This window comes from Martinezella sp. CNPSo 3959 (assembly GCF_057784355.1).
In genome coordinates, this window is record NZ_JBXSOV010000001.1 from 468,787 (window position 1) to 488,376 (window position 19,590).

The 19,590-nt window shown below is 60.1% G+C and carries 11 protein-coding genes; 1 reads left to right on the forward strand and 10 read right to left on the reverse strand.

The features are described from left to right. Positions 1 to 293: 293 nt before the first annotated feature. The gene (locus AC13RE_RS02435) at positions 294 to 6,989 is read left to right on the forward strand and encodes an apolipoprotein A-IV repeat region-like domain-containing protein (RefSeq protein ID WP_488561821.1); all 6,696 of its coding nucleotides are present in this window, start codon (positions 294 to 296) and stop codon (positions 6,987 to 6,989) included. Positions 6,990 to 7,128: 139 nt separating this feature from the next. Here AC13RE_RS02435 and AC13RE_RS02440 read toward each other — a convergent pair whose 3' ends face one another. The 10 genes from AC13RE_RS02440 to AC13RE_RS02485 form a co-directional block, all read right to left on the reverse strand. Continuing rightward, on the reverse strand, positions 7,129 to 7,455 hold the full coding sequence (locus tag AC13RE_RS02440; RefSeq protein WP_488561822.1) for an RcnB family protein: 327 nt from the start codon (positions 7,453 to 7,455) through the stop codon (positions 7,129 to 7,131). Positions 7,456 to 7,594: 139 nt separating this feature from the next. Next, entirely contained in the window at positions 7,595 to 9,205 is a 1,611-nt protein-coding gene (locus AC13RE_RS02445; protein WP_488561823.1) for a glycoside hydrolase family 43 protein, read from the reverse strand. A 91-nt stretch (positions 9,206 to 9,296) separates the two neighbouring features. After that, positions 9,297 to 10,328: an L-glyceraldehyde 3-phosphate reductase gene (gene mgrA, locus AC13RE_RS02450; protein WP_488561824.1), complete on the reverse strand. Its 1,032-nt coding sequence runs from the start codon at positions 10,326 to 10,328 to the stop codon at positions 9,297 to 9,299. 71 nt (positions 10,329 to 10,399) lie between these two features. After that, positions 10,400 to 11,533, reverse strand: a complete 1,134-nt coding sequence (locus AC13RE_RS02455; RefSeq protein ID WP_488561825.1) for a Gfo/Idh/MocA family protein — start codon at positions 11,531 to 11,533, stop codon at positions 10,400 to 10,402. A gap of 11 nt (positions 11,534 to 11,544) precedes the next feature. Beyond that, on the reverse strand, positions 11,545 to 12,306 hold the full coding sequence (locus tag AC13RE_RS02460; protein ID WP_488561826.1) for a sugar phosphate isomerase/epimerase family protein: 762 nt from the start codon (positions 12,304 to 12,306) through the stop codon (positions 11,545 to 11,547). 105 nt (positions 12,307 to 12,411) lie between these two features. Further along, positions 12,412 to 14,877, reverse strand: a complete 2,466-nt coding sequence (locus tag AC13RE_RS02465) for a beta-mannosidase (RefSeq protein ID WP_488561827.1) — start codon at positions 14,875 to 14,877, stop codon at positions 12,412 to 12,414. A 58-nt stretch (positions 14,878 to 14,935) separates the two neighbouring features. Further along, positions 14,936 to 16,027, reverse strand: coding sequence for an ABC transporter ATP-binding protein (locus tag AC13RE_RS02470; protein ID WP_488561828.1), 1,092 nt, complete (start codon positions 16,025 to 16,027; stop codon positions 14,936 to 14,938). A gap of 3 nt (positions 16,028 to 16,030) precedes the next feature. Next, positions 16,031 to 16,972, reverse strand: a complete 942-nt coding sequence (locus AC13RE_RS02475; RefSeq protein ID WP_488561829.1) for a carbohydrate ABC transporter permease — start codon at positions 16,970 to 16,972, stop codon at positions 16,031 to 16,033. Continuing rightward, a complete protein-coding gene (locus tag AC13RE_RS02480; RefSeq protein ID WP_488483260.1) occupies positions 16,965 to 17,870 on the reverse strand; it encodes a carbohydrate ABC transporter permease in 906 nt (301 codons plus the stop codon). The genes AC13RE_RS02475 and AC13RE_RS02480 overlap by 8 nt, the downstream gene beginning before the upstream one ends. Positions 17,871 to 18,089: 219 nt before the next feature. Continuing rightward, the gene (locus tag AC13RE_RS02485; RefSeq protein WP_015340098.1) at positions 18,090 to 19,325 is read right to left on the reverse strand and encodes an ABC transporter substrate-binding protein; all 1,236 of its coding nucleotides are present in this window, start codon (positions 19,323 to 19,325) and stop codon (positions 18,090 to 18,092) included. Between the last annotated feature and the right edge of the window lie 265 nt (positions 19,326 to 19,590).

Sequence of the window (19,590 nt, forward strand, 5' to 3'; positions counted from 1 at the left end):
TCCACTGGCTTTAAGGTGGAATTAATTGTCATGACTGGGGGAATGTGTCACTACGATACTGGTAAATTGGGTGGATGGCACATGCCTTTGCCCCGGAAGTGGATGATGGTAATGTTTTCATAACATCCGTTTGAAAAACCAGTTATCCACTCTGAATGTAATGGGAAATCCAAGCTCGGTGTTGACCGAAGGCGGAAGACCCCACGGGAGGCAGGGTTCGTCTTTTCCGGACGCGGCGGAATTACCGGAAAAGGCACGGCAAGCCCGAGTGAGTTGTAACGAGGCGTAACCGCATGGCGAACAAAAAGTACATCGAGTCGGTCGAGGACAAGGCCTTTCAGGCATTGGACGAAGCTTTGCAGATCGATTTCAGTGACGAGAGCTTGGAGTCTCGCAGCGGAACTACGCCCGATATCCCGGAGCAAAATGTGTCTGAGCCGCCGAAACAGCCGATAAAGCAGACCAGGGATGATGCCGCCCGCAAGAATGGCGGCGCGCGCAGCACCGCAGCCCCTGCCACTCCGCCCCGCCCTGCCGAGGCACCGAAGAATCCGAACCTCGCTGCTGCCAATGACGGCAACAGGGCAAGTTCCGCAAGCATATTGAGAGCGCTCGACGGAGCCTCGCAGAGCCGTGCGGTTAGAAACGCCACGATCTTCTCGCTGCTCTGGATCATCGGCGGCGCCGGCCTCGCGTTCATGCTCTATGGCACCCAGATCCGGAACATTCATTCCATCGCGGATCTCGCCGCCCTTCCGGGCGTCATCGCCTGCATCGTCGGCATTATCGTTCCGGTGCTGCTTTTCTATGCTTTCGGCATGATGATCTCGCGTGCGCACGACATGCGCAATGCAGCGCGCTCCATGGCGGAAGTCGCCCTGCGTCTCGTCGAGCCGGAAACCATCGCTTCCGAGCGCATCATGACGGTCGGTCAGGCCGTTCGCCGTGAAGTCTCGGCGATGAACGAAGGCATCGAGCGCACCATTGCACGCGCGACGGAACTCGAAACCCTCGTCCATTCCGAGGTCAACGCACTGGAACGCAGCTACGCCGACAACGAATTGCGCGTGCGCGGCCTCGTGCACGAACTCGGCGCAGAACGCGACGCCATCGTCAATCACGCCGAGCGTATCCGCTCTTCGATCTCAGGCGTGCACGATCAGATCAAGGAAGACCTGTCGCTGGCGACCGAAGAAATCGCCGTGCGGCTCTCTACTTCTGGCGAAGCTTTCGCATCGATGATCGACACGCGAGCAGCCGCCCTGATGGAGAAGTCGGATTCCGCGGTCCAGGCCCTCGGCACCCTGCTTTCCGCCAAGACCGACAGCCTGCTGCAGAACCTCAACGCCTCGGGCCTCGCGCTCAGCCATGAATTCGATACCCGCCTGGAATCTCTGTCGTCGACTCTTGCCGACCGCGGCAAGGACCTGCTCGGTCAGTTCGAAACGCGCGCCTCGACGCTCGATGCAAACACCGAAAAGCTGAATTCCGCATTGAATGAACGTGCACGCCAGCTCAATGAAACACTGGTTGCCCGCACGAAGGAGATCAGCGAAAGCCTCAGCGGCGGCGAGCGGTCCATCACGGGCACGCTGGACAATGTTCTGTCCCGCCTCAACACGGCACTCGACGAAAAAGGCGCGAGCTTCCGTCAAAGCCTGCAGTCGACAGCCGATGACACCATCATGGATCTCGACCTGCGCTCCGGCTTCTTCGAAGAACGCTTCCAGTCGACGATCGCGCAGCTTTCGACGACCTTCGATGACCGCGTGTCGGAATTCACCTCCGCCTTCGACAAGCGCGCCGGCTCCCTGGACACCAAGCTCTCGGAAAGCCTTGCCCGCATCAATCAGTCGCTCGGCAGCAATTCGGATGCGCTGGAAGGCATCCTGACCTCCAGCATCGAGCGCCTGGGTTCGCATCTCACCGACCAGTCCTTCGCTCTCGCAACGACGCTGGCAACCGGCCAGGAAGTATTGGAAAGCGCGATCGGCTCCAAGGCGAACGAGATCACCTCCGCGCTGCAGAACGCCACGACAGGCATTTCTTCCGCCCTGACCTCGGGCACGAGCGAACTCAACACTACCCTCGCCTCGCATGCCGGTGCCTTCACATCCGCCGTGCAGGGTGTCACGCGCGATGTCTCCGCCGCGCTGCAAAGCGGCACGGAAGAACTCACCTCGGCCTTCACCGGCCGTGCCAACGACATCAACAACACCCTCTCTGCTCGCACCAACGAAATCACGCAGGCTTTGAGCTCTGCCCATGAGCGGGTCGATGCCGTCATGGCCGCCCGCAGCAACGCCTTGTTCGGCGCGCTGGCCGATAACCAGTCCCGTTTCGAGCAGACGCTTGCCGAGCGTTCGGAAGCAATTGCCAGCGCCGTCAGCGGTTCTCACGAACATCTGACCGCCGCCCTGGACGAGCGTACCTCGATGCTGGCCATTTCGCTGGCCGAAAGCCAGCTGCGCCTCGAAAACACGCTTGCGAGCCGCGCCGACGCGATAACTGGCGTCATGGCCGATACTCACAGTAAGCTGGCCGATACGCTCGACGACAAGACGATGGCACTTGCTATCGCGCTTTCCGAAAGCCAATCCCGCCTGGAAGACACGGTTTCCGGTCATGCGGAACGTGTTGCCGGCACGCTAGATTCCAAGACCAATGAGCTGGCACGCGCACTTGCCGAGGGACAGGCTCGCCTCGAAAGCACCGTCTCGGGTCACGCCGAAAGCGTCACCAATGCTCTCGACGATAGGACGATGGCGCTCGCCATCGCACTTTCAGAGAGCCAGGCTCGGCTGGAGGAAACCGTCTCCGGTCACGCAGACCGCGTCGCTGACACGTTCGAAGGCAAGGCCAGCGCCCTCGCCGCTGCGCTGACCTCCGGACAGGCTCGTCTTGACGAAACCCTCGCAAACCGCGCCGAGGCCATCATCAAGGCATTTGCGGGCAATCATAATGCCTTGGCCGAAGCGCTGGACGACAGAGCGATGGCACTCGCCATCGCATTGTCGGAAGCCCAGGCCCGCCTGGAGGATACCGTCTCCGGCCATGCCGATCGCGTTGCCGATACGCTGGATGGCAAGACACGGGCGCTTTCCGATGCGCTGACCTCTGGCCAATCGCGTCTCGAAGCGACGCTTGCCAATCGCGCCGAGGCGATCACGAATGCGTTCACCAGCAACCACAGTGCGCTGGCCGATGCACTGGACGACAAGGCGATGGCCCTCGCCATTTCGCTTTCGGACACCCAGTCACGCCTGGAGGATGCAGTATCCAGCCGTCTTGACGCCCTCTCCGAAACCGTCGCCGGCACTCACGACAAAATCGTCAACAGCCTAGACGACCGGACTATGGCGCTCGCCGTTGCTCTTTCGGAAGGCCATGCGAAGCTGGAAGACACTCTTTCCCACAGCGCCAAGGCTATTGCCCATACCGTCACCAGCGGCCATGAGGCATTGACCAACACGCTCGACGACAAGAGCATGGCCTTCGCAATTTCGCTTGCAGAAAACCAGAACCGTTTCGAAAGCGCCCTGGAGGAACGCGCCAACGCGCTTCTCGACAGCGTCTCCGGTGCAGAGTCCCGCGTTGCCGGAGCCTTTGGCGACAAGGCGGAAGCCATCCGTGCTGCCTATAGCGAAAACCAGGAACGCCTCGACCGCTCGCTCACCGCCCATACGGACACCCTCTCCGAAATGCTCGGCGCCAACAGCGATCGCGTCGAAACCGTTCTCGGCACGACGACCCGCCAGCTGGAGAATACGCTCGGCGCCGGTCTGTCGCAGATGGATCAGAACCTCGCCTCGGCCTACGAGCGTATGCGTTCCACGCTGGAAGACCGCAGCAATGCGATCAACCTTGCCCTGCGCGATGCCCACGCGCAGATCGACAACACGCTGATGGAACAGACGACCGCCATCGGCACCTCGATTGCCACCAGCGCCAGCATGCTGGAAATGTCGCTCGAGGACCGTGAGGCTTCGCTGCGCCAGACCATCGACGCCAGCGCGAGGACGCTGGAAGAGCGCCTGAACAGCGGTGCGGGCGACATTGCCGGCCGTATCCAGCAGGCCGCCGGCGACATCGCACGCTCAGCCGAAACCTTCTCATCCAACCTCAACCAGTCGATCGACGGCATGACGAACCGCTTTGCCGAGACCGGTTCGCGCGTCGAAGCGAGCCTTTCGGCGCTCGAAAATCGCATCAACGAAGGCGTCACCGGCGTTGCCGCCCAGGTCGATGTTGCCGGCAACCGCCTCTCCGATACGCTGGCGAGTGGCGCGGCAAAGATCGACGACAGCGGCAGCCAGGCAGCTGCTCGCATCGAAGAGCGCCTTTCGACCATGGATCGCGCTCTCAATCTCGGCCTCGAAGCGGTCAACCGCACGATCGAAGGCAAGGCCGCCAATCTTGCAACGACGCTGCGCACGGCCGTTGCCGACGCCGCGCAGGGCATGGACACGGAAGCAACCCGCACGGCCGAATTGCTCGCCAATACCGGCCAACAATTCGCCGAGAACCTCGGCAGCCATAGCGATGCCTTTACGCGTGCCATGAGCGAGCGCTCCGACGAGCTCGTCAACCGCGTCTCGGAAACGCAGAACCGGCTTGCAAGCCAGGCTGCGGCCGTCGCCCAGACCTTCTCGGAAGCAGGCAACGCGATCGTCAACAAGGTTGCCGAAGCCGAAGGCCTCGTCAGCAACCAGGTCAATACGATCTCGCAGGCGCTCTCTTCGGCCGAACAGTCGCTGGAAGCCCGTGGCGCGGCCATCCGCAACACGCTTACCGGCGGCAGCGAGCAAATCGCCTCCACCATGGCGCAGGTCGAGCGTGCGCTCGACGAGCGCAGCACGGCGATCCGCAGCTCTCTGGAGGAACGCGCCCGCGAAATCGACACCACGCTTGCCGATGTCGACAAGGCCTTGGAAGCCCGTGGCTCCTCCATCCGCACCTCGCTCGACGAGCGCACGCGCGAGCTGAATTCGATGCTGGCTGGGCGCTCCACCGAACTTTCACGCCTCATCGACGAAAAGGCTCGCCCGATCGTCGATCGCTATGCGGCAACGGGTCAGGAGGCGGCCGCTCTCATCACGGCGGCAGCTCAGGAAAGCACGGAACGCCTGCGCGCTGAAAATGCCGCCTTGATCAATGCGATCTCGTCGCGCACTGAGCACGCGGTCAGCACGGTCAGCGCACTCGAAAACAACCTGCTTGCGAGCGTCAACGGCATCATCGCCCGTCTGGCGGACAATAACTCGGCGATCGCCGGACTGCTGTCCAATGCCGCAAGCGAATTCGCAAACGTCGATGACCGCCTCATGGCAACCTCGTCACGCTTCGCCGAATCCGCCGCGAAGGCCGGCGAGATGGTCTCGGCCTCCAGCCGTCTTCTCGAAGGCAAGGTTGACAAGCTGTCTGAGATTACCGGCCAGACCTTGTCGCAGGTCGGCAGCATCGTCGGTCGTTTCGACGATCACTCCAAGGTGCTGACGCAAGCATCCCAGCTCCTTGGCGCTGCCCAGTCGAACCTCGTATCGACGCTGGAAGAGCGCGAAACGGCACTGCAGAACCTGGCCGTCGGTCTCGTTCAGCGCTCGGAAGAGATCGAGAACACCATGCGCGCCCTCGGCTCTATGGTGGAAACGGCCTTCGACCGGGCGGAACAGCGGTCGAACCAGGTGACCGGCAATCTCCGCCAGAGCGTTCAGTCTTCCTTCGGCGATATCGGCCGCGTTCTCTCCGACGCCGAGAAGCGTGCCGAAGATGCAGCGGAAAACATGCGCACCGCATTGCAGAAGGCCGGCGAAGAAGCCAACCAGGCTGTCGAGAACACATTCGCCAACGCCGAGCGCCGCTCCAGCGATCTCACCAATCGACTGCGCGGCGGCCTCACGGCCTCGCTGTCCGAGGTCGAGCAGATGCTCGCCGACGCCGGCAAGACCTCGGATACGGCTGCCCAGCAGCTGCGTGAAACCCTGCGCGTTGCAGTCGATGACGCGATCGGCCGCTTCGCCGGTGCGACGGATGAGATCCGCCGCTCCGCCGGCGATATCCGCCGCGAGCTTGACCTCACCCGCAACGAACTGAAGCGCGGAGCCTTCGATCTTCCGGAAGAAGCGAAGGAGAGCGCTGCAGCCATGCGTCGCGCCGTTGCCGAACAGATCAAGGCCCTGCAGGACATCTCGCAGATTGTCGGCCGCTCGACGCAGCAGCTGGAGATTTCCGAGCCGACCGCGCGCGCGCTGGCCGAAGCACAGCCTGCTCCACGGCCGCAACCCGCTGCACCTGCCCCGGCAGCTGCAGCTCCGCCGCCACAACAATCGACCCCGCAGCAACCGGCGCCACAGCCCCCGGTCGCCCAGCAGCCCGTACAGCGCCCGGCACCGCAGCCGCAGCAGCCTTCGATCGAGGCGCTCGGCTTGCGTGGATCACTCCCTGCCGAGCGACCGGCAGCACAGCCGCAGCGTCCAGCGGAAACAGCAGCTCCTGCTCGCCAGGAAGCGGCCGGTGGCGGCTGGATCAGCGATCTGCTGCGTGGCGCGTCGCGCGATGAAAATGCCGGTCTGCAGCCGGCCCGCCAACCAGCGCCGAAGGCGCCTCCGGAACAGGCTCCTGCTCCCGCCGCACGCAACCCGCGCCATGTCGTAGAGTCGCTGAACTCGCTTTCGGTCGATATCGCCCGCGCCATCGATCATGACGCCTCGGTCGATCTCTGGCGCCGTTACCAGCGCGGCGAACGCGATGTGTTCACCCGCCGGCTCTATACGCTCAAGGGTCAGCAGACTTTCGACGAGATCAAGCGCAAGTACGACCGCGAGCCGGAATTCCGCACCGCAGTCGATCGCTACATCGCCGACTTCGAAAAGCTGCTCGCCGATGTCGCGCGTACCGATCGCGATCGCACCGTCACACAGTCCTATCTCACCTCGGACACCGGCAAGGTCTACACGATGCTGGCCCACGCAGCCGGCCGCCTGAGCTGAGATTGATAGATAAGAGACGAACGCTCGATCCCCGGCAGAGATGCCGGGGATTTTTGATTCAAACTGCTCCATAAGTTTTGGGCACGAAAAGGGCGGCTCTCGGCCGCCCTTGGTTTGCTTGGTGGTAGCTCCATCCGGCCTACCTGGCTTCATGCACCTTCGAAATCAAACCGCTGGTAATGCCGACGAGAAGGAAATTGTTCTTGAGGCGAACCCAGTGATAGCCGCGCGGAGGCGTCGATAGCTGGAAGGCGCGATAGTCGATTTCCGTGGCGCGGCGGCGGTCGGAGGCCGACAGGCGACGCCCCTTGACCCATCCGCCCTTGCGGATAACGATCTTCTTCTTCACCGCCTCCTTTTGAACAACGGCCTGCTTGCCGGCGGGAGCCGGCTTGACCTGCGCTGTCGCAGCCAGCGGCATACCGAGAACGGATGCAGCAAGAAGGACAGTGAAGATTTTTCTCATTGGTTGTTTCCTCATTTCAGAATCTGCACGCGAACTTATCGTGACAGACATGAAACGCATCTGACAGTCGAATTACAATTCCGTAATAGAGTGAGAACAGCGGCGGGCTTTACAGCGCGCTACCGGAAGTCATCATCCCTCACAGCTCATCGTAGTTGAACCAGTCGAAATCCGCTGTCTTTGCCCGGCCTGAGAGGTCGAAGGCAAACATGCCCACGAACGCACCGGTGAATGAGCCGTGCTCGCCGCGCCCGCCCTCATCGGAGATGACGCCGGCATCGAGTACTGGCCCGATCGCCTGCCATGCGCCCATGCCTTCCGCTTGCCAGAAGAACTGTAGATCGTTGTTCCGCACCTCCATCGCAAGCTGGATCCGCCCATCCGGCACAGCGACGCCGCCCTCGATCGGAAAGCTCAAGCGGCCATTCGGATAATCGCCCGGGCAGGTCATGATAGTGACGCAGCGGCCGAGCTTCTCGTGCAAGGTCACGGCGATGGCATGCAGCTTGAAGCGATTGTAATAGTGCGTCAGGCCCGCAACCTGCTGATAGGTGTCGGGTTCGAAATCGACGACCGTTTCAGCGCGGAAACTGTGATGCTCCTGACGGCGGGCAACGAGCGATTGCTCGAACCAGGAACCGATGCTCTCGCGGGCGATAAGCCGCAAATGGCCGGGCCGCTCCGTCACGCTGAAGATGCGTTCCGGTTGCGGCGTGCGCAGCCATTGGAAATCCGTCGGCAGCCTGCCCTCGTCGAAATTGTAACCGCTACGGCGCGCCTTCTCGACCGGCACGGCACCGTTCAAGCCGACGACATTGACATCGGGAACACTGGTGCCGTTTTCGAGATAGAGCCAGCCATCCTCTTTCCAAACGCATTTCTGCAGGGCCGTTTCCCGACCGAGCGTACAGCGACGATGCGGAGGCAAAGGCCGCCCACAGAGATGCGTATGGTAGAACTGGCCATCATGGGTCTCGACATACTGGCCATGGCCCGCACGTTGCAGCGCCGCGTCCGGATGATCCTTCGAGGTGATCAGATGCTTGTTCGGATGTAGTTCGTATGGCCCGGCAATGTCGCGGGATCGAGCCATGGTCACGGCATGATCGTAGCCGGTGCCGCCTTCAGCCGTGGTCAGATAGTACCAACCGTTCCGCTTGAAGAGATGCGGCCCTTCGACCAGCCCCAGCTCGGTGCCGGCAAAGATGTTCCTGATCGGCCCCTTCAACGATTTCGTCGCCGGATCCCATTCCTGCAGCAGGATACCGTCGAAAGCCGGCGTTTTCGGCGAGCCGCCATAGCTCTCGGTGCGATGGTTCCATTGCATGTTGACGAACCACTTGCGGCCGTCATCGTCGTGGAACAGGGATGGATCGAAACCGGAGGAATTGACATAGGCCGGCTCGGACCATTCGCCTTCGATGGTTGGCGAGGTCACGATGTAGTTATGGGCGTCCTTGAAGTTGCCGTCATAGCGCTTGACGTCGGTATAGACGAGCCAGAACAGCCCATCCGCATAGGAGAGGCAAGGCGCCCAGATGCCACAGCTGTCGGGCTCGCCGCGCATATCGAGCTGCGAAGCCCGCTCCAGCGGCCGTCTCACGAGCGTCCAGTTCACGAGGTCGCGCGAATGATGGATCTGCACGCCCGGATACCATTCGAATGTCGAGGTAGCGATATAGTAGTCCTCGCCCACGCGGCAGATGGATGGATCGGGATTGAAGCCCGGCAGGATCGGATTGCGGATCATGAAATTCTCTCCTCCAGAGACCACGACATGCGGCGATGTGCGGTCATACAAATGAGACGCCCGGAACCAGGTCCCGGGCGCCTTATGATGATCAGTCGCGTTCAGCCGACTTGGCCCAGAGATTGATATCAGCCTCCTTGGCATAGACATCGATCTGCTTCAGCTCTTCGGCAGTGAAGTCGAGATTATCAAGCGCCTTGACGCAATCGACGATCTGCGACGAACGGCTGGCCCCGATCAGAGCCGACGTGATGCGGCCGCCGCGCAGAACCCAGGCGATCGCCATTTGCGCCAGCGTCTGGCCGCGCTTTTCGGCGATCTCGTTCAGCTTTCTGATGTTGTCGATGATCGACGGGCGGATGAACTCGCGCTTCAGGAAGTGGTTCTGTGCGGCACGGCTGTCTTCCGGAATACCGCCGAGATACTTGGTCGAGAGCATGCCCTGAGCGAGCGGCGAGAAGACGATTGATCCGATGCCGAGGTCCTCGAGCGTATCGACCAGACCGTCATCCTCGACCCAGCGGTTAAGCATGGAATAGCTCGGCTGATGGATCAGGCATGGCGTGCCGAGGTCCTTGAGGATGGCGGCAGCCTCACGCGTACGCTGCGAGTTGTAGGAGGAAATACCGACATAAAGTGCCCTGCCCGAGCGGACGATATGGTCGAGCGCACCGCAGGTCTCCTCGAGCGGCGTATCCGGATCGAAGCGGTGGGAATAGAAGATATCGACATAGTCGAGGCCCATGCGCTTCAAACTCTGATCGCAGGAGGCGATCAGATATTTGCGGCTGCCCCATTCGCCATAGGGACCCGGCCACATATTGTAGCCGGCCTTGGAGGAGATGACGAGCTCGTCGCGCAAACCGGCAAAATCGGTGCGCAGGATCTCGCCGAACGCGGTCTCGGCGCTGCCGGGAGGCGGTCCATAGTTGTTGGCGAGGTCGAAATGGGTGATGCCGAGATCGAAGGCCGTACGGCACATGTCGACCTTGCGGTCATGCGGCGTGTCGCCGCCGAAATTGTGCCAGAGCCCCAGCGAGACCGCCGGCAGTTTCAGACCGGAACGGCCGGTCCTGTTGTATTTCATTTTTGAATAACGATCGGATGCCGGTTGCCAGGCCATGATGGAATTCCTTCGAGATGAAAAAAGCGCGCGGGATTGGTCACCCGCGCGCAAACTAGCTCTTCCTGCGCCTACTTCAAGAGCGCCTGAGCCTCTTCGATGCCGAGCGCTGCGGGCTGTGTGCAGGTCGTGCTGAGATCGATGAAACGCCCTTCCTCGCCGGATTTCAGGATCGAGGTCATGACATCGACGCCATGCAGGGTGCGGTCGAGCGAGCAACGGGCATCGCGTCCGTCGATCAGCGAGGCCGCCATGTCCGCAAGGCCGGCCGTGCGGTAGTTGGCGCGCGAGCCGTTCGGGCTTTCCTGGTTGACGATGCCGAAAGGATGCGCCCAGTTCTCCAGCGGCTTGATGTCCTTGTCGCGGCCGCTCGCCTCGACGGTGCCGCCGAAGAAGTTCGGATCGGGCACGTAGAGCGAGCCTTCGGTGCCGTAGAGCTCCATATTGGCATGGCGGTGCGACCACACATCCCAGCTCGCCGTCAGCGTAATCCGAGCGCCGCTGACGAATTCCAGCAGCGCTTGGATCGTCGTCGGGGTCTTCACCGGGATAATCTCGCCATGACGCGGTTGGCTGGTGATGGTGCGGGTCGGCGATGCCATGGAGGTCATCGCACCCACGCGCTTCACCGGACCGATCAGGTTGATCAGATTGGCGACGTAGTAAGGGCCGAGATCGAGGATCGGGCCGCCGCCAGGCAGGAAGAAGAAGTCCGGGTTCGGATGCCACATTTCCATGCCCGGGCTCATCACATAGCATGCGCCCGAAGTGACGCGCCCGATACCGCCGTCATCGATGAATTTGCGGGCGAGCTGATGTGCACCACCGAGGAAGGTGTCCGGAGCGCAGCCGACCGCCAGCCCCCTTTCCTTGGCGATGCGACGGAGCTCCTCACCCTGCTCCAGCGTCAGCACGAGCGGCTTTTCGGAGTAGACGTGCTTGCCGGCTTCGAGGATGCGCTTGGAAACCGGGAAATGCGCGTCCGGGATGGTCAGGTTGACGATGACATCGAGCTCGTCATTGGCGAGCAGCTCGTCGATCGTCTGGGCCCTGACCTTGTATTCTTCGGCGCGCGCACGCGCCGCTTCCATGTTGATATCCGCGCAGGCCAGCACCTTCAGGCCTTTGAAGAGCGGTGCCAGCGAGAAATAGGTAGTTGAAATGTTGCCGCATCCGATGATGCCGACGCCAAGTTCCTTAGCCATGTGGAAGTGCCTCAAAAGCTCTTGAAGGATGCGATGGAGCGCGTGATCAGGCGATCGACGTCGCTCGGATTGTCATGTTCGACGACGAAGTGCTTGACCTTGGTACCGGCGAGCGCCTTGAGCAGTCCTGCCCACGGAACGGTGCCGTACCCGACATCGGCCCAGCCATCTTCATTCTTGTTCTCGCCAGCCGGCGCAATGTCCTTGACGTGAACGGCGGTGATGCGCGGACCGAGCTTTTCGATCCAGGCGAAGGGATCGCCGCCGCCACGGATGACCCAGGCGATATCGGCTTCCCAGGAAATATCCGGAGCACCTTCGAAGATCTGCTCGATCGGCAGTGAGCCGTCGGCCTGCTTGACGAATTCGAAGTCGTGGTTGTGCCAGCCGAATTCGAAGCCTGCATCCTTGTAAGGCTTGCTCATTTCATGCAGGCGCTTGCCGAAGGCGAGCCAGCCGGCGGCATCCTTCGGGCGCTGATCGGCGCCGATATGGGGCGCATAGATCGAATCCATGCCCAGGGTCTTGGCGATCGCGAGCGACTTCTGCACCTCGCCGTCGAGGAAATCCGGGCTGAAATGGCCGCTTGCCATCCGCAGGCCGTTCTTGTCGAGTTCGGCGCGCAGGTTCTTGAGGCCGGCCTCATCAAGATCGGCATAGATACCGCCGAAGCCTTCGACTTCGGCATAGCCGGCCTTGCCGAGCTTTACGAAGATCTCCGAATAAGGCTGGAAATTGCGGGCGCTGTAGAGCTGAAATCCAAGTTTCGTCATCAATAGTCCTCCAATGGCCTTCGGGCCGTCCGTCTTGGGGCTTGGGGCCCCGAAAGCGCCGCCACTGCGACGCAATAGCTCAATCCATCAGCCGGCTATCGCCGGTTAGCTATCCACCGACTGGCTGGATTGCAGATCGTAGATGCGGAATTCGGGCACGCCGCTTGCGAGCGGCTTGGTGGGCGTGAACACGACGCGGCGGCTTTCGCCGGCGGCAAGATCGAAGGCGTTGTCGGAGTAACGCCCTTCCGCCTCGCTCTCGATCATCACGAACAGCGCAAGTCCCCTTGCGGTGATGGTGAGTTCCACGGTCCCGTTTTCCTCTTTCTCCTCCCGCAACACCGTCAAGCCGGCGGGCTGAAGCTCAAGCGCCTTGTAGGTGCCGTGAACATAATGCCCCTCGCCGCCCATGCCGTTCGATGCGGTGAAGCGCCACGCCAGCAGGCAATCGGTGGGAACCTGATCCGCATCGATCGACAACGCCGTGACGGCGACATCCGGCGTGCAGACGGCATGCGCCGTCGTCAGTGGCACGCGCTCACCATCAAGCTTGAGCAGCGATACGGAAATATCGACCACCACATCGGCATTGGTGTCGTTGACCAGAGAGAAGCGGATCGTCTTATTGTCGTCCGAAGGAATTGCCGCAACGGATACAGGCTGGAAGAAGCGCCGCACCAGGTAGTGCATAACCTTCCACCGGCCGCCGTAATCCAGGCTGGACCACGAAGCGACAGGCCAGGTGTCGTTGAGCTGCCAGTAAATAGTGCCCATGCAATGCGGCTTCAGCGAACGCCAATATTCCACCGCCGTCTTGATGGCGAGGCCCTGCTGGACCTGGCTCAGATAGACGAAATTCGGGAAATCCTTGGGAAAGCGGAAATAGCGGAACATCGTGCCGGCAATGCGCTCGTTGCCGCCGGCATTCTTCTGGTGCAGTTCCATGACCGGAGAGGCGATATTCATATCCTTCGCCTCGGCATAGGTCTTGATGACGGGCAGCGAGGTATAGGACTGGAAGCCGAATTCCGAGCAGAAGCGTGGACGGACGGAGCGATAATTGTCGAAGGACTTGTTCTCGTGCCAGACGGACCAGTAATGCATGTCGCCGGAACCATCGGCATGCCAGGCGTCGCCGAAATTGAGATAGCCCGAAGCCGGGCTCGACGGCCACCAGATCGCATCCGGCAGCGCCTTCTTCATCGCCGTCTCGATTGTCCTGTTCAGGCGATCGTAGGAGACGAGATAGCGATCCCGATCTTTGCGGGACTCCTCGAACCAGGTGAGCGCACCCACCAGCTCATTGTCGCCGCACCAGAGAACGATGGACGGATGCGTCGCAAGCCGGCGCACCTGATAACCCACCTCCTCTTCGACATTCTCCAGGAAGTCGCCAGTCGAGGGATAGAGATTGCAGGCAAACATGAAGTCCTGCCACACCATCAGACCTAGACGATCGCAGGTGTCGTAGAACCAGTCATGCTCATAGAAGCCGCCGCCCCAGACGCGGATCGCATTCATATTGGCATCGACGGCCGATTGCAGCAGATCCTCGGTCGCGGCCGGATTGGAGCGTGAGAACAGGGCATCGGCTGGGATCCAATTGGCCCCACGGGCAAATATCTCGCGACCGTTGACCTTCAACGCGAAACGGCTGCCAGCCTCGTCCTCGTCGGTAATCAACTCGACCGTGCGCAGGCCGATCTGCCGCGTGACGGTTTCAAAATTGGTTTCCACCGACAACGTATAGAGTGCCTGCTCGCCATTGCCTGCCGGCCACCAAAGCTTAGGCTTGTCGATATGGAAGAAATGGGTGATCGACGTCTCGCCGGCGTTGACGCCGACATCGAGGCGAACCCGCTCGTCATCAAGCGAGAAATAAAGCTGCGCGATCCCCGTTCCCTTGGCAAATAGTGCCACCGTCACCTTGAGATCGACCGAGCCGTCATCATTATGAATCTGTTGGGTGACGACATTTTCGATACGGGCGATTTCGAGCTTCTTCAGCGCGATGGTGCCATAGAGGCCAAGCGGCGCAATCGCAATGTTCCAATCCCAGCCGAAATGGCATTGCGGCTTGCGCAGCATGTTCCCGTTCGGGATCGGCGAATTGCCGGTGCTGTAGGGAATGTAGAAAGGCTGCTTCACCTGCAGGGCAGCACCAGCCGAAATGCTCGAATGCAGGACGATGCGAATGGTGTTCTCACCCGCCTTCAGCACCTTCGAGACGTCGGGGCGATAACGCTGAAAACAGTTATTGCCCTCCAGCACCAACGCATCGTTGACGTAGACGCTGGCGACTGTGTCGAGATAATCGATATCGAGATACCAGTCTCCGCCGGCATCATCGAGTACGAAGCTGCGCGTCAGCTCCCAGTCCTGCTTGGCGACCCACTGCACGATCTCTTCATTCCGCGCGAAATAAGGATCGGGAATAAGCTCCTCAGCATGGAGCGCGGAATGAACGTCACCGGGCAGAGACATGGACAGCGAGTGATCACTGTCGGGAGACGTCAGCCTCCACGATCCGGCCAGATCGACGGTGAGGCTATCATTGATGGAAGAAGACATCGGACCTCCTCGGACCGCTGCAAAGAAGGAGGCGGCCGGGCCGCCTCCGGGCATGGGATCATATTCTGAGTTCTGTCTGCGCATCGAAGAGCGATGCGAGAGACATGTCGAAGCCAAGCTTTACGGCCGAACCGGGGCCAAAGCGCCTCGCGCCGTTGACGCGAACCGACATCGTGTGACCGGCATGCTTCAGCCAGAGCAGATTATCGGCGCCCATCGGCTCTTCGATATCGACCGTGGCATCGTGAATCTCGGCACCCAACGCGGCCGTTTCATTGACCTTGATATGCTCGGGACGGACGCCCAGCACTACCTTGCGGCCGGCCTGCAGAGGCTCGCCGGCCTTGTAGCCGTCGAGAGAAAACAGCACGTCATTGGTCGCGAACACGACCTTGCCTTCGCGGTTTACCAGTTCGCCCTTGAGGAAATTCATCGACGGCGAGCCGATGAAGCCGGCCACAAAGAGATTGCGCGGCTCATTGTAGATCGTCGTGGGATCATCGAGCTGCATGATGACGCCGTTCTTCATGATCGCGATGCGGTCGGCGAGAGTCAGCGCCTCGATCTGGTCATGGGTCACGTAGATCATGGTATTCTTCAGCGACTGATGTAGCCGCTTGATTTCGACGCGCAGTTCCGAGCGCAGCTTGGCATCGAGGTTCGAAAGCGGCTCGTCGAACAAGAACACATCGACGTCGCGCACCAGGGCGCGGCCGATCGCGACGCGCTGGCGCTGGCCGCCCGAAAGCTCGGCCGGCTTGCGCTTCAACAACGGCTGAATCTGCAGGATCTCGGCAGCCCGCGCGATGCGCTTGTCGATCTCGTCCTGCGGCACCTTGGCAACGCGCAGGCCGAAGGACAGGTTCTTCTCGACCGTCATCTGCGGATAGAGGGCATAGGACTGGAATACCATGCCGATGCCGCGATCCTTGGGCTCTTCCCAGGTGACGTTCTTGTTCTTGATGAAGATCTGCCCCTCGGTGATATCGAGCAGGCCGGCAATGCAATTCAACAAAGTTGATTTACCACAGCCCGACGAACCGAGAAGCACCAGGAATTCACCGTCATTGATCTCGAGGTTGAGGTTCTTCAGAACGGTGACCGCGCCGAAATCGAGCGAGAGGTCTTTGATGGAAACGCTACTGTTCATGGATCACCCCTTCACTGCGCCGGCGGCGATGCCGCGGACGAAGAGTCGCCCGGACACGAAATAGACGATAAGTGGAACAAGACCGGTGAGGATCGTTGCCGCCATGTTGACGTTGTATTCCTTCACGCCTTGGACGGAATTGACGATATTGTTGAGCTGGACGGTCATCGGATAATATTCGGGCCTGGTGAAGACGACGCCGAACAGGAAGTCGTTCCAGATGCCTGTGACCTGAAGGATCATGGCGACGACGAAGATCGGTAGCGACATGGGCAACATGATGCGCAGGAAAATCTGCCAGAATCCGGCGCCATCGATACGCGCGGCCTTGAAAAGCTCCACCGGCAGCGACGCGAAATAATTCCGGAACAACAGCGTCAAGATCGGCATGCCGAAGATGCTGTGCACCAGGATAAGTCCGGTCAGCGTACCGTAGATGCCGATTTCGCGTAGCACGATGACGATCGGATAAATCATCACCTGATACGGAATGAACGCCCCGATCACCAGGATCGAAAAGAACAGATCGGCTCCCTTGAAGCGCCAATTGGCAAGCGCATAGCCGTTGACCGAGGCAATCGCGATCGACAGGATCGTCGACGGCACAGTGATGCGCACGGAATTCCAGAAACCGCGGGAAAGGCCGTCACAATTGAGGCCCGTACAAGCCGTTGCCCAGGCTTTCACCCATGGTTCGAAAGTGATCTCGAGCGGCGGCGAGAAGATGTTGCCGAGCCGGATTTCAGGCATCCCCTTCAGCGACGTGACAATCATCACATACAGCGGCAACAGGTAATAGGCCGCGGCGACGAAGAGCGTACCGTAGAGCATGATATTGCGGCCGGAAATCACCCGGCGCGGCTTGCGGCCACTCGGTCCGGAGAGCGTCTTTTCCGTCAAGGCGGTACCGCCGTTTACATTCTTGAGAGTAACAGGATTAGACACGTTTGCGCCCTCCGCCGAATTCCAGATAAGCCCAGGGAATGACGATGATTGCGACAGTCACCAGCATCATGGTGGAAGCAGCAAACCCCTGTCCAAGGTTCTGCGCCTGGAACATGTAGTCGTAGACGTATTTCGCCGGAACTTCGGAAGAGATACCGGGTCCGCCGCTCGTTTGCGCGACGACGAGGTCGTACACCTTGACGATACCGCTGGCTATGATGACCAGTGTGGTGATGAAGACGGGGCGCATCATCGGAATGACGATGAAGAGATAGGTCCGCCACATCGGAATCCCGTCCACGCGCGCCGCTTTCCAGATATCTTCGTCAATACCACGCAGGCCTGCGAGCATCAGGCACATCACGAGCCCCGTTCCCTGCCAAAGAGCTGCAATCAGCACACCGTAGATGACGATGCTCGGGGTATAGAGCGGATCGAAAGTAAATGTCGTCCAACCGAGCGAGCGCACCACGGACTGGATGCCGAATTCGGGGTTGAGCAGCCACTGCCAGACGAGGCCGGTGACAATGAAGGAGAGAGCGAAAGGATAAAGAAAAATCGTGCGGAAGGTGTTTTCGAACCGGATCTTCTGGTCCATCAGCGCAGCCAGCACGAAGCCGATGACGAGACTGAAGATCATGGAAAAAATGCCGTAAACGGCAAGATTCTCAATGGACACGACCCAGCGCGGCGCCGCCCACAAACGGTGGTATTGGTCCAGCCCGACGAAGCTGAGACGTGGCAGCAGCTTTGAATTGGTGAAGGAATAAACCACTGTCCAGATCGTGCCGCCGAGGAAGATAACGACGGCCGTCAGGATCATTGGAATGGATGCAATCTTCGAATTCAGATTGCGAAGAAATTGATTTGGCCGGCCGGCTTTCGCATGACCCGTCATTGTAGCTCCTTCTAACGCGCGATTGCTTCGACGATCAGGAACTCTGGACCATGACCCGGTCTCAGTCCCTGTCGCTTCCTCCTCATCCACGGCCGAACGTCACATCTCTGGGAGTCCGCCGCCGAAGGGCGCCGTAGCCAGCCGGATCACAGGACGTGTCCCGGCCGTGATACCGACCCGCAACGCGAGGCCGGTATCACTACAGCGAGAAGATAGAGATCAATCAGCAGCAGCGATGATCTCGACGAAGCGCTTCTGAGCCGCTTCCGGCGTCATCGAAGGATTGGCGAAGAACTCGGAGAACAGATCTTCTTTCTGCTTCTGGCTGTCGGCAGAAAGAAGCTGGTCCGTGCCCTGGATCACATTACCCTTCTTCAGAATTTCTAGGCCCTTCTTCATGCAGTCGTTGGCTGCTGTGAGGTCCACGTCGCCGCGCACCGGCAGCGAACCCTTCTTCAGGTTGAAGGCAACCTGGGTCTTCGGATCGAGAAGCGTCTTCGCGAGCGCATCCTGAGCCTTCGACTTGGCCTCATCCTTCAGCAGCGGGAAGTAGAATGCGTCGCCGCCTGTGGAAATGACTTCATTGACACCGAGGCCGGGAAGGCAGGTATAGTCCGTGCCGGCCTTCTGGCCTGCCAAGGCGAACTCACCCTGTGCCCAGTCTCCCATGATCTGGCCGCCGGCCTTGCCGGTGATGACCAAGTTCGTGGCCTGGTTCCAATCCTGAACGTTGGAGCCCTTGGACATCTTGCGTGCGTCATCGGCAGCCTTGAAGACCTTGGCAATCTCCGGTCCGGCAGCGACTTTCGCGTCCTTGTCCTTGAACACTTTCTCGAAGTTATCCTTGCCGGCGATGGCGACCATCAAGACGTCAAAGGCACCTGCCGCCTGCCATGGCTGGCCACCGACAGCGAGCGGAACGATGCCTGCCTTTTCCAGCGCAGGAGCGGCGGCAACGAATTCATCCCAATTCTTCGGAACCGGAACGCCGGCCTTCTTGAAAGCAGCATTCGAAAGCCAGAGCCACTGCCAGGAGTGAATATTAACCGGGGCACAATAGATCTTGCCGTTGATCGTGCAGGAATCGAGCAGGCTCGACGGACGGATGATGTCCTTCCAATGCTCCTGCGTCGCGACGTCGGTCAGATCGCGCATCAGGCCGGCCTGCACCAGCTCCTCGGCCTGACGACCGTGGTTGAACTGGGTGGCACCCATGGGATCGCCGCCGGTGATGCGGCTGATCATGATCGGACGAGCAGTGCCGCCCGAGCCGGCGATCGCACCATCGACCCAGTGATTACCGGTCGCGTCGAACGCCTTTGCCAATTCCGCCACGGCGGCAGCTTCACCACCGGAAGTCCACCAATGCGTTACCTCAAGATCAGTTGCCTTGGCCGCACCAAGCGGCAATGCAACTGAAGCGGCCAGCACAGCGGCCATCAAACGAATATTCATGAGTTCTCCTCCCTCACTGAAACGTTGCCGGAAAAACCTAGTCGAATCATTTTCAACGCGCAACCGCTCGCTCATAAAATTTTTCAGCAGGCTCAAATATAGCGCCTCAAATTATATACCTTCTTTCGAATAAGCCAAAATGCCCATCATTCATCCCACCATTCGCAAGTGTCAGGAAAATTTAAGTTACTGATTATATTTATCTATTTTTTACATCATCCACCGAACACCAGAAACCATCTCATGCATCTGCAAATTTTGGAAA

What these genes read in the sequence shown, in the direction of transcription:
- AC13RE_RS02445 (WP_488561823.1), bottom strand. Translation starts at nt 9,205, where the DNA reads ATGATCCGCAATCCGATCCTGCCGGGCTTCAATCCCGATCCATCCATC.
- mgrA (WP_488561824.1), bottom strand. Translation starts at nt 10,328, where the DNA reads ATGGCCTGGCAACCGGCATCCGATCGTTATTCAAAAATGAAATACAAC.
- AC13RE_RS02470 (WP_488561828.1), bottom strand. Translation starts at nt 16,027, where the DNA reads ATGAACAGTAGCGTTTCCATCAAAGACCTCTCGCTCGATTTCGGCGCG.
- AC13RE_RS02480 (WP_488483260.1), bottom strand. Translation starts at nt 17,870, where the DNA reads ATGACGGGTCATGCGAAAGCCGGCCGGCCAAATCAATTTCTTCGCAAT.
- AC13RE_RS02485 (WP_015340098.1), bottom strand. Translation starts at nt 19,325, where the DNA reads ATGAATATTCGTTTGATGGCCGCTGTGCTGGCCGCTTCAGTTGCATTG.
- AC13RE_RS02440 (WP_488561822.1), bottom strand. Translation starts at nt 7,455, where the DNA reads ATGAGAAAAATCTTCACTGTCCTTCTTGCTGCATCCGTTCTCGGTATG.
- AC13RE_RS02460 (WP_488561826.1), bottom strand. Translation starts at nt 12,306, where the DNA reads ATGACGAAACTTGGATTTCAGCTCTACAGCGCCCGCAATTTCCAGCCT.
- AC13RE_RS02455 (WP_488561825.1), bottom strand. Translation starts at nt 11,533, where the DNA reads ATGGCTAAGGAACTTGGCGTCGGCATCATCGGATGCGGCAACATTTCA.
- AC13RE_RS02435 (WP_488561821.1), top strand. Translation starts at nt 294, where the DNA reads ATGGCGAACAAAAAGTACATCGAGTCGGTCGAGGACAAGGCCTTTCAG.
- AC13RE_RS02465 (WP_488561827.1), bottom strand. Translation starts at nt 14,877, where the DNA reads ATGTCTTCTTCCATCAATGATAGCCTCACCGTCGATCTGGCCGGATCG.